This window comes from Siminovitchia acidinfaciens, from assembly GCF_003605385.1.
GTDB classification, from domain to species: domain Bacteria; phylum Bacillota; class Bacilli; order Bacillales; family Bacillaceae_C; genus Siminovitchia; species Siminovitchia acidinfaciens.
Genome location: NZ_QYTV02000001.1, coordinates 452,704 through 469,101, shown reverse-complemented (window position 1 = coordinate 469,101; position 16,398 = coordinate 452,704). Strand labels below are relative to the sequence as shown.

13 protein-coding genes are annotated in these 16,398 nt (G+C 40.5%); 2 read left to right on the top strand and 11 right to left on the bottom strand.

All coding sequences use genetic code 11. The features are described from left to right. Positions 1-20: 20 nt before the first annotated feature. The 7 genes from D4T97_RS02130 to D4T97_RS02100 all read right to left on the bottom strand — a co-directional run bounded on the left by D4T97_RS02130 (position 21) and on the right by D4T97_RS02100 (position 6,513). Positions 21-215 carry a hypothetical protein gene (locus D4T97_RS02130; RefSeq protein ID WP_126047190.1) on the bottom strand — a complete coding sequence of 65 codons (195 nt, stop codon included), beginning with the start codon at positions 213-215 and terminating at the stop codon, positions 21-23. Between the two features lie 21 nt (positions 216-236). Further along, positions 237-1,916: a hydantoinase B/oxoprolinase family protein gene (locus tag D4T97_RS02125; RefSeq protein WP_126047188.1), complete on the bottom strand. Its 1,680-nt coding sequence runs from the start codon at positions 1,914-1,916 to the stop codon at positions 237-239. Between the two features lie 14 nt (positions 1,917-1,930). Next, positions 1,931-3,964 (bottom strand): hydantoinase/oxoprolinase family protein, encoded by a 2,034-nt coding sequence (locus tag D4T97_RS02120; protein ID WP_126047187.1) that lies wholly within the window; start codon positions 3,962-3,964, stop codon positions 1,931-1,933. A gap of 58 nt (positions 3,965-4,022) precedes the next feature. Further along, complete coding sequence (locus tag D4T97_RS02115) at positions 4,023-4,262, bottom strand: hypothetical protein (RefSeq protein ID WP_126047185.1); 240 nt, start codon at positions 4,260-4,262, stop codon at positions 4,023-4,025. Positions 4,263-4,287: 25 nt separating this feature from the next. Beyond that, positions 4,288-5,295, bottom strand: a complete 1,008-nt coding sequence (locus D4T97_RS02110) for a DMT family transporter (protein ID WP_126047183.1) — start codon at positions 5,293-5,295, stop codon at positions 4,288-4,290. After that, positions 5,267-5,611 carry a hypothetical protein gene (locus tag D4T97_RS02105; protein ID WP_126047181.1) on the bottom strand — a complete coding sequence of 115 codons (345 nt, stop codon included), beginning with the start codon at positions 5,609-5,611 and terminating at the stop codon, positions 5,267-5,269. Before D4T97_RS02105 ends, D4T97_RS02110 begins: the two co-directional genes overlap by 29 nt. A 182-nt stretch (positions 5,612-5,793) precedes the next feature. Beyond that, complete coding sequence (locus D4T97_RS02100) at positions 5,794-6,513, bottom strand: FadR/GntR family transcriptional regulator (protein ID WP_126047179.1); 720 nt, start codon at positions 6,511-6,513, stop codon at positions 5,794-5,796. 659 nt (positions 6,514-7,172) lie between these two features. Here D4T97_RS02100 and D4T97_RS02095 point away from each other — a divergent pair. Together D4T97_RS02095 and D4T97_RS02090 are read left to right on the top strand one after the other, a co-directional pair. Then, a complete protein-coding gene (locus tag D4T97_RS02095; RefSeq protein ID WP_126047177.1) occupies positions 7,173-7,562 on the top strand; it encodes an inner-membrane translocator in 390 nt (129 codons plus the stop codon). Continuing rightward, entirely contained in the window at positions 7,562-9,856 is a 2,295-nt protein-coding gene (locus D4T97_RS02090; RefSeq protein WP_126047175.1) for a N,N-dimethylformamidase beta subunit family domain-containing protein, read from the top strand. The genes D4T97_RS02095 and D4T97_RS02090 overlap by 1 nt, the downstream gene beginning before the upstream one ends. 386 nt (positions 9,857-10,242) lie before the next feature. On the opposite strand, the gene D4T97_RS02085 is transcribed toward D4T97_RS02090, so the two are convergent. From D4T97_RS02085 to D4T97_RS02070, 4 genes are all read right to left on the bottom strand, one after another. Next, positions 10,243-11,082, bottom strand: a complete 840-nt coding sequence (locus tag D4T97_RS02085; RefSeq protein ID WP_126047173.1) for a malate synthase — start codon at positions 11,080-11,082, stop codon at positions 10,243-10,245. Between the two features lie 945 nt (positions 11,083-12,027). Continuing rightward, positions 12,028-13,095 carry an ABC transporter substrate-binding protein gene (locus D4T97_RS02080; RefSeq protein WP_126047171.1) on the bottom strand — a complete coding sequence of 356 codons (1,068 nt, stop codon included), beginning with the start codon at positions 13,093-13,095 and terminating at the stop codon, positions 12,028-12,030. Between the two features lie 383 nt (positions 13,096-13,478). Beyond that, positions 13,479-14,924: a gamma-aminobutyraldehyde dehydrogenase gene (locus D4T97_RS02075; protein ID WP_126048024.1), complete on the bottom strand. Its 1,446-nt coding sequence runs from the start codon at positions 14,922-14,924 to the stop codon at positions 13,479-13,481. 80 nt (positions 14,925-15,004) lie between these two features. Then, positions 15,005-16,081, bottom strand: coding sequence for a Zn-dependent alcohol dehydrogenase (locus tag D4T97_RS02070; RefSeq protein ID WP_126047169.1), 1,077 nt, complete (start codon positions 16,079-16,081; stop codon positions 15,005-15,007). Positions 16,082-16,398 lie beyond the last annotated feature (317 nt).

Below are 16,398 nucleotides of genomic sequence, written 5' to 3'. Positions count from 1 at the left end.
TATTCTCAAATAACTTTTAACTATTTTGACAGAGCAATAGCTTCCGCTTTAATTTTCTCTCTTTTCTTTTCCCAATCAACACACCAATCTGAGCAGAATAATGCTAGTTCCTCTTTTATGTTTAATTTTTCAATTCGTTCCTCATATACAAGTTTTCCACAGACAGAACATTTTTCGTACTTCTCTACATAATAACCGTTACTTGAAAACTTCATCAGAACAGCCCTCCTAAATCTTTAATAGATTGTTTCTGCTGCTTTCTTGGATATAAATCCATCCAGTACATCTTCCATGATCATGTCTCTATCTCTCTCACTCGGTGAACCGTATCCACCGCCGCCAGGTGTGACAATTTTCACTCTGTCTCCACGTCTGATTGGGATATTTGAAAATTTACTTGAGGAGACCTTTCCATAAGCTTCAACAACATCTTTCCACTCATCTTCTCCATTTTTCTTAATCAATGTAGCTCCGAACCCGCCTTCTTCTCCTTCAAATAATCCGTAAGGAGCAATATGATGGCGATCTGTCATTTGGCTTACAGTGATTAAGTCCGCATTACACTTTAATATCTTCTCAGCACCCAGGCCGCCACGGAATTTCCCTGCACCACCGGAATCTTGATTTAGATGGAACGATTCTATAAGCCAAGGGAATCTAGTTTCAAATACTTCTACCGGTGTTGTACGGCAGTTTCCATTGATCGAGTCAACCATATCGTTCCCATCAGCATAAGGGCGAGCTCCCCAACCAACGGCTTCTAGGTCGTAACATACGTAATATTCTTCATAATCCTCATGATACCCGCCAAAAACAAAGTTAATATGAGTACCACCTTCACAGGCAATGACCTTTTCCGGAACAGCTTTAGAGAATGCTCCAAGCACTGCAAATGCAATTCTTGGGTGAGTTTCCGTATTTCCTCCTACCTCTGGTGCAGGATAGTCTACGTTTACGACTGTTCCCGGCGGTGCCACGACATGAATGGGTCTGAAACAGCCGGAGTTTTTCGGAATGGAAGCATCCGTCAAGTTCAACATCGCGTTATAGGCAGCTGACTTGGCCACTCCATATGTTGCGTTGATTGGACCTCTTGCCTGAGGGGAGGTCCCTTCATAATCAATGACCACTTCTTCATTTTCCACATATACATTCGCTTTGATGGTAAAAACTTTATCCTCGATCCCGTCGTTTTCAACGTAGTCTTCGAATTGGTATAAACCGTTTGGAATTTCTCTTATTTCTGCACGCATGCGGCGCTCAGAATAATCCATTAGGTCGTCCACTGTTTTCATGAAGAAGTCTTTTCCATACTTATTGATCAGGGCTTCCAGCCTTTGCTCACCCAGATTAGCAGCACTGATAAGAGCTTTTAAATCTCCAAAGTTATATCTAGGTGTTCTAACGTTGGCAAGCATAATTTTCCATACTGCCTCGTTATCTTTTCCTTGTTCTACGATCTTGACAGGCGGCAATCTAAGGCCTTCCTGGAATATTTCTGTTGCTTCTCCTGCAAATCCTCCAGGGGTCATTCCGCCGACTTCAGCCAAGTGGCCGATTGCAACAGCATAAGCAACAACTTCACCATCAATAAAAATCGGCTTAAACACTGTGTGTTCGGGAAGATGCAGCCCTCCTCTATAAGGGTCGTTATGTAGAATAACATCGCCTGGTTTCATTTCTGTTGCAGGAATTTCTTTAATACAGTTTTCTATCAAAGTAGGCATACCGCCGATCATTGCCGGACAATAGTCCGCAACCGCGATAAGTTCCCCTTTCGCATTGGCGAGCCCGCAAGTGAAATCCAGCGCCTCATTAAAAATAGTAGAATACGAGGTTTTCATTAGCGTAATACCCATCTCACGGCAGATTGATACCATTGAAGAGTTAATGATATTGACTGATACTACATCCATGTTGTTAGCCACTCCTATCTTTTTTCGATGTGCATATTTCCGAACGAATCAACCGTTAATTTATGCTGTGGTCCTACAATCGTAGAAGAAGCATTTTCCTCAACAATAGCCGGTCCATAGATTTCATGCCCGTCCAAAAGAGTGTCCCGGTCGTATATAGCCGTCATAAGAGACTCTTGATCAAAGTGGACCAGACGCTCATCTTTTGGTACAGCTTGGCTGCCATTTGCTTTTTCAATATTCTTCCCTGCAGGTTTCTCTGTTTTACAAATGATGGTTACCTTGAATGTAACAACTTCCATTGCCTCACCATCAATTTTGAAGCCGAATCTCTCGTCGTGCATTTCATGGAATGTATTCCATATTTGCTGGACGTTCTCTTCATTAATCTCTTCTTCGTTAAACGGAACATCCAACTCATAGTTTTGGCCAAGATAACGCATCTCAATAGAAGTAATAATATTATAGTTATCTGTATAACCCTGGGAAGATAAGTCGTTAATTCCCGTTTCCTTTAACTGCTGGAATACTTCATTCGCCCTGTCTATATCAAACTTGCTTGATGTCATTTGAACAGTTCTCTGGAGATCAACACGTGCATCCGAATACATGAAGCCAACGGCAGAAAATTGTCCGGGATGCATAGGAATCACAGCTTTTGGTATTTCTGCAATTTCCATCAGATCACATGCATGCAATGGGCCTGCGCCGCCAAAGTTCATCAATGTGAAGTCCCTTGGATCATGACCTTCTTCTACCAATACCATCCTTAGTGCCCCCACCATGCTGTTGTTGGCAATTTTGATAATAGCGCTCGCTGTCTCTTCGGCCGACATGTTCAGTTTCTTACCCAATCTCTCCAAAGCTTGATATGCCGCTTCATAATCAATCTCCATCGATCCGCCAAGGAAGTTATCCGGACTTAGCCTTCCCAAAATAAGGTTGGCATCAGTAACCGTTGGATTTTCTCCACCTCTTCCATAGCAAACAGGTCCAGGATCAGCACCTGCACTTTCCGGCCCAACGTTCAGCATGCCGCCATTATCTATCCAAGCGATACTTCCTCCACCTGCACCAATCGTTCTAATATCAATCATTGGTACCTGAATAGGAACGCCCCATTCAATTTCAAAGTTAGTTGTGAGCTCTTCATTTCCGTTTTCGATGATGGCAACATCCGTACTGGTGCCCCCCATATCTAGGGTAACCAGATGATCAATATTGCATTGTTCCGCAATTCTCTTTGCTCCTACAACACCTCCTGTAGGCCCGGATACAGCGGTATTTATCGGTGCTTGTCCAGTAGCAGCTAAAGTCATAATGCCTCCATTAGACTTCATAATTCCGATATTATTGGTAATGTCTTTTTCTCGAAAGCGCTCACTTAATTGCTTTAAATAGGATGAAACAATTGGTTTAATGTAAGCATCTGCAATGACAGTACTTGCTCTCTCATATTCCTTCCACTTCGGAAGTACATCATATGAAATAGAGATTGGCATACCAGGCAAGTATTCCTCTAACAAACTCCTTAACTTTTCTTCATGTTTTGGGTCTACGTAGGAAAAGAGTGTACTAATAGCCACAGCTTCTATATTTCCTCTTGCCTTGATCTCTTCGGCCACTTGCTTGACTTCATTCTCATCAATTTTGGCCAGCGTTTCGCCTTTATGCGTCAAACGCTCATCAATCTCAAAGCAATTCCGGCGCTTCACAAGCGGTTTAGGCTTAATCCAGCTTAAATCATAATGCGACTTTCTATTAGCCCGTTGGATAAAAGGAACGTCTCTAAAGCCTTTTGTGGTTATATAAGCAATTTCTGCTCCTTTTCTTTCTAAAATGGCATTTGTAGCGATTGTTGTACCATGACGGATTTGCTCAATATCCTGCACATTTTCAAATTCTTCTAAACCAGTTAAAACTCCATTGATTGGCTCGCCAGGAGTCGTTAAATTTTTCCAAACCTTCACTTCCTTTGTTTCCTGATCAAATGAAACAAAGTCAGTAAATGTACCCCCTACATCAATACCGCTGATATAATTACTCATCGATGTTCCTCCCTCATAAACTAGTAAATATTCTTATACAAACAATCCTATATATTTATCAATGCCTTCGATAAAACTTATCAAACAGCAAGGCAACATAAATAAGTGATAATAATATGATTGAAGTAATTACCCATTTCCAGCCGGCCGCATCTGAGCCTAGTGGTTCCCACCAGCCATTTGCAATGATAATAATAAAGGGAATTACAAAAACCATGGAACTTAGAATTACTCCTACAGCCAGATATTTATGCTCACTTTTTGTAAGCTGTAAATATTCATCTTTTAATTGATCCATTTATTTGACCCCTTTCTATACACACTCAACTTCGTAATTTAGCAATTAGTTTGGCTGGCCTTAAAAGCATTACTCCAATCCCAAGGAATAAAATTAGACTTCCAAGCATTAAAGATGTACTCCATTTACCCCCATAAATAGTCATGGATAGGAAAGTTGTCCAAACAAATCCTGTGCTCGCAAGTAAACCGCCGCCTACAGTGCCTGCCGTATTAATACCTATATAGAGGGAAACTATCATAAAGATACCCCAAGCTCCTCCAGTAACAGCCGCATATGACCACCACATTGGATCTTTAAACATAACACTTGCAATATCGGTGAATTTTGGCATAATTGCAAAGTTCAGAATGATTGCTCCAACTAGCGCCCATCCTGCCCGCCAAAATAGGGAACTTTCTTCAGGCATCATATCTGAACCTGCCGCTATGGCAAAACTTTCAATACCATATATTATTGCTGCAAGCAGTCCCATACCTGCGCCAATAAGAATTGCCGTAGATGAAACACCCGCAGGAGCTGCTAACGACATACCCCCTGAAGCTACCCAAATTCCAATGACAATAAAGGCTACCCCGACCAAGGTCCATTTTTGCATAATTTTTTCCCTATATACGATGGATGTGACTACCGCTCCCCAGAATCCGAACAGCCCGGCTAGAGGGCCCGCTATTGCGCCACCGACAATTGCCGCAGACGCGAAAAACAAAAAGTCTCCAATCATACCTGTCATTGCCATAAAAACACCATACCAGGAAATTTTCGATCTAAAGATTCTGAAATTATCTTTTGCAGTTCCCACTACAAATGAATAAATGAAAATCGTCAAAACCCCGAACATATACTCAAAAAATTGAAATGTCAGCGGACCTGTCGGATATGCCATATCAAAGGGATGCAGGGCGCCAGCTAATCCAGCAAACCCAAAAGCCAGTCCAAGCATAGGTGCACCCAGCGCAGCATAAACCATGCCGATTCTAACTTTTCTGGACTCTTGTGTTAATTTAATTTGATCTAGCGAATGCGCGTTCATGACTCACCCCTCCTTTTTCATTGATGGAATCTAGCCCTAATTCCTTTACGATTTTAAGAGGTGATAATTGATACTCTACAAATTCCCTATGTCGCTCTTGTAATTTATATTTTCTAAAAATGGTCTCTCCATAAACCTCCGCATCAACTTCATCTGTCCAGCTCTTATTATGTAATTCTAGTAGGATTGATCTTAATTTACTTAATGCTCGCGGGTTATAATGCCCCTTTAATTTTTCATAAATCTCATATTCCCAAATTCCTTCTTCAGAAATGTACAAGGTAGAATATAAGGCAAATTTTAACGGTGGTTTCACGTCCATCCCTCCAAATTACAGGTTCATTATAGTAGAGAGCCATTTTGCACAAACAATACCAGTTATTAAAGCAAAAATAATACTAATGACCGCCGGTATACCCGGATGAAATATAGGAAGTTTTTTCTCCATTACGAAAAGTTCCTCCTTTCATTAGAATAAAAACAGTTTCTTGCCTGCGATTACCTCACCTCCTTAAAGTTAATATTGTTAAGCTTTAAAAGATCAACTTCCTCTTTAAACAATTCCATATGCTCTGTCATTGTTTGTATAGCCAAATCCAAATTGCGTGTTTCTAAAGCTTCAATCATTATCCAGTGCTGCTTCTGTGCGGTAGTAACGATATCCAAAAAGTTGCTTGTATACTTCGTTAATAAAAATGGGGATTCCTCAGTCATTTCAAAAAAGGAATGAACTAACGCAGCAAGGATTCGATTTTGGGTGGAATCAGCCAAAGCTTTATGGAACTTTAAATCCGACTCTAAGAATCCGCTTACATCAATGACCTGATCCATTTCTTTACAAATTCCGATAAGCTCATCTATATCTTTTTGTGTTGCCTTTGAAATGGCTTTAGAGATTACCGATAATTCAAGTTCCTCTCTCACCTCTAAAATCTCTTCAATAGTAGAATCATATTTTTGAACAACTCTCTTGAACGACTCCGTTAAAATATCTTCATTGTAAGAAGTAATATAGGCGCCTTTTCCAGGTGTGATCTTAATTAGCCCCTTTTCCTTGAGGACTGTTAAGGCTTGTCTCACTCCATGTCTACTAATTTCGTAAGCCCGTGTTAACTCTCTCTCCGAAGGTAATTTATCACCTTCTTTAAGTTCTCCGTTGTTTATCTTTTCTTCAATATCCAAAATCACGCTATTAAAAAGACTGTTACCGCCTGTCATATGATCACCTTTGTCTATTGTAATTGTTGAATCTTAGTTGCTTTTCAACTCATTGATAACGCTTGCAAAAAATTTATATTTTGAAATCTTAAGGTGGTGGAAGTGGTGGAACCAGTTCAACCGGTATGAGGATTAATATACTATACTCTTTTTGTAGTTTCAATACTTTTTTGTTTTTTTATTTTTAAAATTTATAAATCTAATAAAATATTCAATTAAATAATTCCCTGAAATTCCATCAAAACGCTTTTATCAAGTGGGTCAAGATTATAAAATTCAGTACTTATCGCTGCGTTAAAATTAATTCTCCTCTAGCCTTTGGCCAATCACTATAGCGTCAAATTCTTATAATGGGATGGAATGTTCTCCTAGGCTTTCTCCATCCAACTTGTAAATTCCCCTCGAATTTCCATTCAATCCAGCCTATTACCCACACAATAAAATATAAAATAATGGTCCAATTGAAAGAAACTGTATGACATATTACCAACGGATCTATCATGTTTATACTTCTTTCTCTATCGAATTAAGGAAGTAAACTTACTTTTATGGAAAATCATGTAAAATCTACAAGAAAAATAGGGGACGATACATTACTGACATCCACAAAATACATGATAAACTCAAATTTGTCAGAAATTTCTAAAGGAGGCCATTAAATGATTGTCAATGAACAAGCACAGAAGGTGTATTTGGAGAAAGACAAGTTTATTCTTGAAAACAACATCAAGCCGCTTGTCACCGAGGAGTTAATTGAGGAACATCGACGTACTCCCGTGGGGAAACACAGCGCCCACCTGCTCAAAGTCCTTAATTACCTTAGAAGGCATCATGAAGAAATTGAAGGCAAATATTTAATCATTAATCTGGAGCCACATAAGAAGTGGTGCCTGGGCCGCCATCCAGGAGGCAGAGGCGTCCAATATGAGGTCTTTGATGATGAAACTTTTGACAGCCGGGAAGCCGCTGAGCATGCACTATTTTTAAGACGCCTGCGAAAATTTGGTTTAGTGGATGAAAATCACAATGCTTTAGGGGGTAATGCTTAATGGCTATTAACGGTTATACGGATAAAATGAGTGTTCAGCCGGGACAGAATCTAAAATTCATGGTGAACAGTGAGAACGGAAAATATCGGACAGAGATCGTTCGGTTGATCCATGGGGACACAAACCCGGAAGGCCCCGGATTTAAGGTAGAAAAAGTGAATGCGAAAGTTAATAGAGAATATAATGGCAAAAAACAAGAGATTCATATGGGATCGTACATAAAGTTTGACGATCACCCTGCATTGCAGAGCCTTGAAAGCTTTTCATTGCAGGCGATGATTTTGTCAACCACTCCAGACCTCGGAGAACAGGCAATTTTATCAAAATGGGACCCTAAGGGAAACAAAGGGTACGGGCTGTTTATTGATAAGGAAGGCTGCATCTCTCTATGGATTGGGGACCAGGACGGCAATGTGGAAAAGGTCAGCACGGGGAAACCATTAATCTATGGTGCATGGTTCTTTGTCGGCGCATCCTTTGATGCAGCGACCAGGAAAGTGACTGTTTTCCAAGAAGCGCGAGTGACAAAAACAAACGGTAAGTTTTCACTTGCCTATGGAATTGAAGAGCACAATGCCAGCGTAGAAAAGCAAATTGACATCGAGCCAGAGGCAGACAATGGTACCCCCTTCATTATCGCCAGCTTGATTGACAAACAGGTTGACGGGAAGTTCAAAGCGATCAAACGCTACAACGGCAAAATCGACAGACCAAGAGTAGCTAGCACAGCATTGTCCAAAGAGGAAATGGAAGCATGGATCGAAAATCCTTCCGGTGCCAACGTTGCAGCAGCTTGGAATTTTTCCAAAGGCATCTCAAAAAAGGGCTTTGATGATATTAGGAGAGTCTTTGACACGTCCCCTAATCAGATCCACGGGGAAACAGTCAATATGCCAACTCGGGCAGTAACAGGATATAACTGGACCTCCGAGGAGCATAATTTTGTCCATGCCCCTGAACAATATGGAGCGATCCACTTCCATGACGACGATCTGACAGATGCCGGCTGGGATGTGGACTTTGAATGGACGATTCCTGATGACCTGCCGAGCGGCGTATATGCTGCACATGTAGTTTCCGGTGACGATGAGGACTATATCACATTCTTCGTCCGACCGAAAAAAGGAAAACCGACAGCAAAAGCTGTACTGATCATGCCAACGGCAAGCTACCTGGCCTACGCAAATAACCGATTCCAGGATGTTCCGCTGGCGCAGGTCATGTTTGGAAGGGCTCCGGTTGTCCAACAAGATGACATGTACCTTGGAGAGCACGCCGAATACGGACTTTCCACATACGATTTCCATAACGATGGAACCGGTGTCTGCTTCTCCTCCAACCTGCGTCCGATTTTGAACATGAGGCCTAAATACCGCCATACGCTGTCGCCGTCATTGTGGCAGTTTAACGCGGACCTCCACTTGGTCGACTGGCTAACTGAAAAAGGTTTCAAGTTTGATGTCGTGACGGACCAGGATGTACATTTTGAGGGAGCAGACTTACTGAACCAATATAATGTTGCCCTAACAGGATCCCATCCTGAATACTATTCCGGACCGATGATGGATGCTGTCGAGGACTTCCAGGCAAATGGTGGACGCTTCATGTATATGGGGTCTAATGGTTTCTACTGGATCGTTACATTTGATCCAAACAATCCAAGTATCATGGAAGTTCGGAAAAACTTCGGGAACAATGCGTGGAAAGCATGGCCGGGAGAAGTACACTTAAGTTTGACAGGTGAATTCGGCACCATCTGGAAACATAGAGGACGTGCCCCGCAAAAAATCGGCGGCACAGGCTATGTAGCCCAAGGCTTCGAAATTTCCTCTTACTTCCGCAGGACGGAAGACAGCCAAGATCCGAGCGTATCATGGATCTTTGAAGGCATTGAGGATGAGAAAATTGGCGACTTCGGCCTAGTCGGAGGCGGAGCTGCCGGGCTTGAACTCGACATCTACGACAATGAACTCGGAACTCCGCCGCACGCCGTTATCATTGCGTCTTCAGAAGACCATTCGAGCGTCTACATGCCGGTAGCTGAAGAACTGTACTTTAACGTTCCTGGTATGGCCGGAGATGAAAACCCAAGGGTAAGAGCCGACATGGTTTATTATCCGACACCAAACGGAGGCGCTGTTTTCTCCACCAGCTCCATCTCATACTGCGGCAGCTTGTCCCATAACAACTATGACAACAACATCTCCAAGCTTACGGAGAATGTGTTGAAGAAGTTCATCTCTGACGAACCATTGCCAGGCAGCACCAAGCGTGAAAAAGTAGGACTGGCATAAGAAAAGCGCAAAGCGCGCAACCTTAGTCGACAAGTCCAAGTCAAATTTCAAACTTTCTTTAATAATAAAAACAGCCCGGAAAATCAGTTTTTGCTGATTTTCCGGGCTGTAAAATTTTCTATAAATAAAATCCCTTAGACATAAAAACTACCGCCCAAAAGTTGAATAAGTGTGTTAAAACTCAGAATAAGAAAATTGCCCTGAGCTGAATTTAAGAATGGTGATTAAAAGATTTCTTTTTAAATTATTGTTGATGCGCTCTTCATCAAACGGGCCAGATTGTGAAATAGAGATGTTCAAACAACACAAAAGTTTAATCATTTCCTAAGCAGAAGGAAATCTGTGTTTTCGGATCATGTGAATTGGCCCTATATGTCATCTGATTATTATTGCTTTAAAGCTCCGTTCGCCTCTGGGATGTTATCCATGTCAAGGACATTCATCTGGCAGAAGTATTCCAGAAAGTTTTTAGCTTCTTTGATTTCCTCTTCATCCGTTTTTAATGCAATGATGTCTTTTAGGATTTGAGCGGTCCAAACATTATCATAATAACGATATTTACCAGTATTCCATGTGGTTCGATGAGGATAGTTCTTATTGGAATAATAATTCCAGAAAAGCATTTTCTCTGCTTCTTGGTCCGTGAGCTCAATTCTAAATTCCGGATGGGCCGGGACGATTCCATCATCGCTAAGATCGCCGGAAAACGTTTCACTTACCATATAGAGGCCGAGGATCTGTCTTTCTGTTTCTGGTTGATCCGATTTTCTAGCAGTCAGAAGACCTGCGCTGTTCGGACGCAAACGAGCTGCTCTGTTTAGCTGACCCTTATTTTTTCCGCTTTGAACCTGGCCAGTAAATACTTGCCAGTCGGTAAATACATTCTGCTGCTCTTCTTCGTCCAGCCAGAAAACAATTTGTGAGCTTTCATGAATTCTATGGTTCTTCAGCTTTTCCCTACGCTGCTGTTCAAGCACCTGCCGCTCTTTTTCTTCTTTACGTTTCCTCTCAAGTGCTTCTTCTTCCATTTCCCTTTTCAAAAGGATTTTCTTCAAAGATTTTGCAACATTCCGGTCATTTAGTGTGATAAATTTTCCAAAAGCATCAGGGTAAACGAATTTTTTTATATCCTCATTAAAATCAATGGTGATGACAGCTCCATTATGATCCACGATATTTCCTTCACCAAAGACTTTATGAGTTACTTCTTTATTAATTAAATTCACTAACCCACTCTCCTATTTAAAATATTTAGGTATTTATTTTGATACCTATTATTCCACTTTCAATCAACATTTTGACCAAATAAAACGAAAATAAGTTTTCACATAAAAAAACCGTACTCAAATTCTATCCAAAAGAAATTGTGCACGGTTATCAAATACTGTTTCAAAACTGTTCTAACTATAGAGTATCATATAATCTAAATTATTGCAAATTTACGATTGACAATTGCAATTTGTTTGTCGTATAATAATCTGTTTGCTTAATCTAAAGGTGATCAGAGGGGACGAAACAAGTGGTAGATCCGTTTTGGGATTTTCCTAAAATCTTGATGTGTCATACATTCACTGACATCTCAAAGGGGTGGTAACAGAGACCTGGGGAAGCCTTTCAAGCACCTGGAATAGTAGCCACTTTAGGATATTTCTCTGTTAAAAACTGTATAAAAGTAAGTCCCTTGTGGATTATGTGTTAAAAGAGATCATCTCTGAAGAACGATATTTTAAATATAGGTTTTACGCAGACCTTCTTGAACTTCTAATAAAAATAATGACCTATGTTTACTTTATTAAATTCTTCTGTTTATTGGTGGTCTAATCTGGTATTTGCATTGCATCCTCTGTAACTTAATAGATATTCATCGAATACTGGTAGAGCACATGGACAAAAAAAGAGGCTAAATAAGGAACAATCATGTCCTTATTTAGCCTCTTACTTTTTAACTTATCAAAAAACCTTTTCTCTAATTGACTTAAAACACCTGGCCTAAACAGTTTATTTCCAGTGTCAACATTTGACAATCCTATCCCATGGAGGAGTTATGTCTCCGATCAAGCACAACAGATTCATGCAATCAGCTATACCTAAACTTTATTAGTACAGTCAATCAATGGGAAACCTCCCACTCCCTTTCAATACTTTAGGTGTCTCCCTCAATAACAAGATTGTTATTGTTTTAACAGCCACTCCTGAAATCTCTCATTGACTTCATCAAAATTTTCAGCCCAAAACTCTTCGTTCACTAAGACTTGCTTTTCCGCAAGTTCTGGTGATTGGCCCAGTCGATTTTTTACATCTTCAGGTAATAGTTCAATCGCCTTTTCATTAACAGGAGAGTAATCAATGGACTTAGAAAACTCTGCCTGGACCTCCGCCTTTGTTGCAAAATTAATAAATTCCATGGCTAATTCCTTATTTTTAGCCCCTTTTGGCACCGACCAAGATTCACTGTTCAATAAAGCTTGATTATATTCAATGTCCACTGGTGCCCCATCATTCTTTGCAGTAGTTATTCTTCCATTCCACGCGGTAGAGACTGTGACAGTACCACTGGACAGTAATTCAACAGGCTGTGCTCCCGCATCCCACCAAACAATCTCGGTTTTTGCCTTTAATTTTTCAAGACTCTTAAAGGCCCGGTCTATATCAAGCGGATACAGTTCTTCCGGTTTTACACCATCAGCCAGCAGTGCTACCTCCATGGCTTCATATGGCATTTTCCATAACCCGCGTGCACCAGGGTATTTTTCAACATCCCAAAAGTCTGCCCACGTTGTAGGATGGTCATTCTCTGAAAACTGTTCAGTGCTGTATGAAATAGCAGTTGAATACATTTCTGCTCCTACATAGAATTCCTTTGCTAATTCAGTTTTTACATTTTCTTTATTGACTATGTCATAGTCAATCGGTTCAAAGAGGTCTTGGTCAATTGCTTGTGCTCCCCACAAGTTACCTACATTTACAACATCCCATGTTACATTTCCACCTTCAACCATTGCTTTAAACTTTCCATAGTCTGTCGGGGATTCGACTTGGATTTTAACGCCAAACTCTTTTTCAAAAGGCTCAAAAATGGATTTCTTCCTTGCCTCGGTAATAGCTCCTCCCCAGTCAACAACAACAAGGGTGTCATTTGAAGACTTTTTTCCACCAGATTCACTTGCTCCACCGGCGCAGGCTGATAAAACTAATGCTATAATTAAGAATAAACCAATAATGGAACCTTTTCTAAGCATAGAATTCTCCCCTTCACTTTAATTTTCTAATGAGATTTCTGTATCTCGTTATTAGGCATTTTGCGAAAACACTTTTGATCACTCTGAATTATATACCTTACTTTTTCTCTATTAGGTTAATTAACCCCCCTACTTTTTAAATAGAATATATTTTCAGATAAATTTATCTGCATTATAACATTCGTTGATAAGGGAAAAGTTATACAAATAGTTAAAAAACAGCCTATATACATTAACACATCGTCCATTTTAAAGATGAATTAATTGATCATAAAATAAGTCCATCGGTTAAGGCTATATTGCAAACGGACTTATTTGCTGATGCCCAGCCGATGGATATTTAAGCCTCATTACAAGGAAGTTTAAGATTATTCCTTATCCAATTACTGAAATTTAATCATAGCATGTTTAATATTTGTATATTCTTCAAGGGAATATATGGATTGATCGTTTCCGTATCCTGAGAATTTTGAGCCTCCATGCGGCATTTCGCTAACGATGGATAAATGGGTATTTGTCCATACCGCTCCAAAGTCCAATTGTTTGGTCATGTTCATAGCCCGGTCAATGCTGCTTGTCCAAACTGATGCTGCTAATCCATATTTACAATCGTTAGCCTTTTCGATTGCTTCTTCATCATTTGAGAATGGTATCACTGTAATTATGGGACCAAATACTTCTTCCTGAACAATTTCATCTGACTGCTTAACCCCCGTAATCACTGTCGGTTTATAATAAAAGCCCCGTTGATTGAGTTCTTCGCCCCCTGTTAATACTTGGACATTAAGATTTTTCTTTGCACGTTCAACAAATCCATGGACCCTTTCGCGGTGCGCTTTGGATACTAGCGGCCCCATCTCCACCCCTGGTTCCATAGGGTCTCCTACATTAATGTTCTGGACGGATGAAACAAGCTCATCAATAAATTGATCGTATATTTTTTCCGAAACATACAAGCGTGTAGCTGCTGTGCAATCTTGGCCGCTGTTATAGAAGGCTCCAGTTTTGATTCCAGCTGCTGCTTTTGAAATATCCGCATCATCAAAAATGAGAACCGGGGCTTTACCGCCAAGCTCCAAGTGTACCTTCTTTAACGTTTGAGCTGCTTCACGAGCAACTGCCATACCTGCCCGCACACTCCCTGTCAGGGAGATCATTTGAACCTTCTTATGTTTGGATAAGGCAGCTCCAACAATTTCACCGTAACCCGTAACAACGTTCAATACGCCAGGAGGTAAAATCCCATCACTTATTTCTGCTAATAAAAGGGTTGTTAACGGCGTGAGCTCAGAAGGTTTCAAGACTACTGTATTACCTGCTGCAAGCGCGGGGCCAATCTTCCACCCAGCCATGGCAAGCGGATAATTCCATGGTGTAATCGAAGCTACTACACCAACAGGCTCCCGTCTAATCATGCTTGTGTGGTTTTCAAGGTATTCCCCTGTGCTTAATCCCTGAAGGTTCCTTGCTGCACCTGAATAAAAGCGAAGAATATCAATAAAGCCATTTACATCACTTTTTGCGACATCAACGGGTTTGCCAACATTCTTTGACTCTAAAAGAGCAAAGCGGTCGATATTTTCTTCGACTGCTTCTGCTAATTTTAATAGCACTAAACTTCTCTCTTTAGGAGTTGTATCCTTCCATGTTTTAAATGCATTTCCTGCAGCCTCTACTGCCTTATCTACATCACCCTCCCCACATAGGGGGATGTCCGCGATTATTTCTTCTGTAGCGGGGTTTACTACATTACCGTATTGGCCTTCTATACTTTCCGTCCATTCTCCGTTGATATAAATTTTGTATTGCCTTTTCGTTTGTATTGTCATTTTTTTCACCTTTTTCTACATCACTTTTTTTAAAAGCGGCAAATGTTTTTTATGATTTTAATAGATTACCAGTTATAGTTTCACACTATTTTAATAATTGTGCGCAGTCCTTCACCCTTTCCCATTCTCTCAAAAGCTTCATTTATGTCTCCCAAACTAATGACATGGGAGATCATTGAATCTACATCCAATTTTCTCATCATGTATAAGTCAACTAACCTGGAGAAGTCTATTTCTGGCCTTGCCGAACCATAATTGCATCCAATTAACTTTTTTTCGCGGTCCGACATTTCAAACGGATCAATAGATACCGTCTGTCCAGAAGCTGCCTGACCAACAATTACCGCTGTGCCGCCTGTCCTAATCGTCTCATATGCCAATTCAATTGTTTTAACATGGCCTATGGCTTCAAAAGCATAATCCACGCCCACATTATCAGTTATTCTCATTACTTCTGTTAACAAGTCATGTCTTCCTGAATGAATGGCGTGTGTTGCTCCAAATTCAATCGCTTTCTCAAGCTTATCTTCATTTAGGTCAGCAACGATTATTTTGCCTGCAGAAGTTAGGGCCGCCCCTTGAACGATCGAAAGTCCAACACCTCCACAACCGACAACAAGAACAGAAGAACCAGGTTCCACTTTTGCAGTATTAATCACCGATCCTACCCCAGTCATGACACTGCATCCAATTAGGCAGGCCTTATCCAGCGGCATATCGTCGCGTATTTTAATCGCTCCGGATTCCGGAACAACTGCATATTCAGCAAAAGATCCTACTCGGAACTCTGGATAAACAGGTTTGCCATTTAGCGAGATATGCGACTCTATTTTAGTTTTGTACGATTCACACAAATTGGGCCTTCCCGAAACACAGTGGTAACATTTTTTACAGCTTGGAATCCAGGATAAAATAACGTGGTCTCCAACTTTTAAATCTGTCACATTTGCCCCAATTTTTTCTATCGTACCTGCCCCTTCATGTCCTAGGACCTTCGGCATCGGATATTCCCAATCCCCTGTCAAAACACGATAATCACTGTGACATATTCCACTATAATGGATTTTAACAAGCACTTCTCCAGGTCCGGGTGGTCGTATATCTACATCTTCTACCGTTATCGGAATACCTGGTCCATAAAACACAGCGGCTTTCATAGACTCCCTCCCTTAATTCTCCTTTTTATATTTTTGAATATTCAGCATGTATACGGTTACATAATAACAACAAGGTATACTTCATGTCAATATTCCGATTAACCTCCATGTGTTTATTTTGAAGTGTTGAGCGAACTGACACTGGAAAATTTAAAGTCAAAAGGGTTGATACTGTAAGATTTACAGGATTTGATTTAAAATTTTAAAATTATTGACAACTTTTGTGAAAGCGCTTTAAAATGGTTTGTGTATTCATTGTATTTTTTATTTTATGTATACAAAGAAAAACTAGCATCACATGAGATACAGAATTAGAT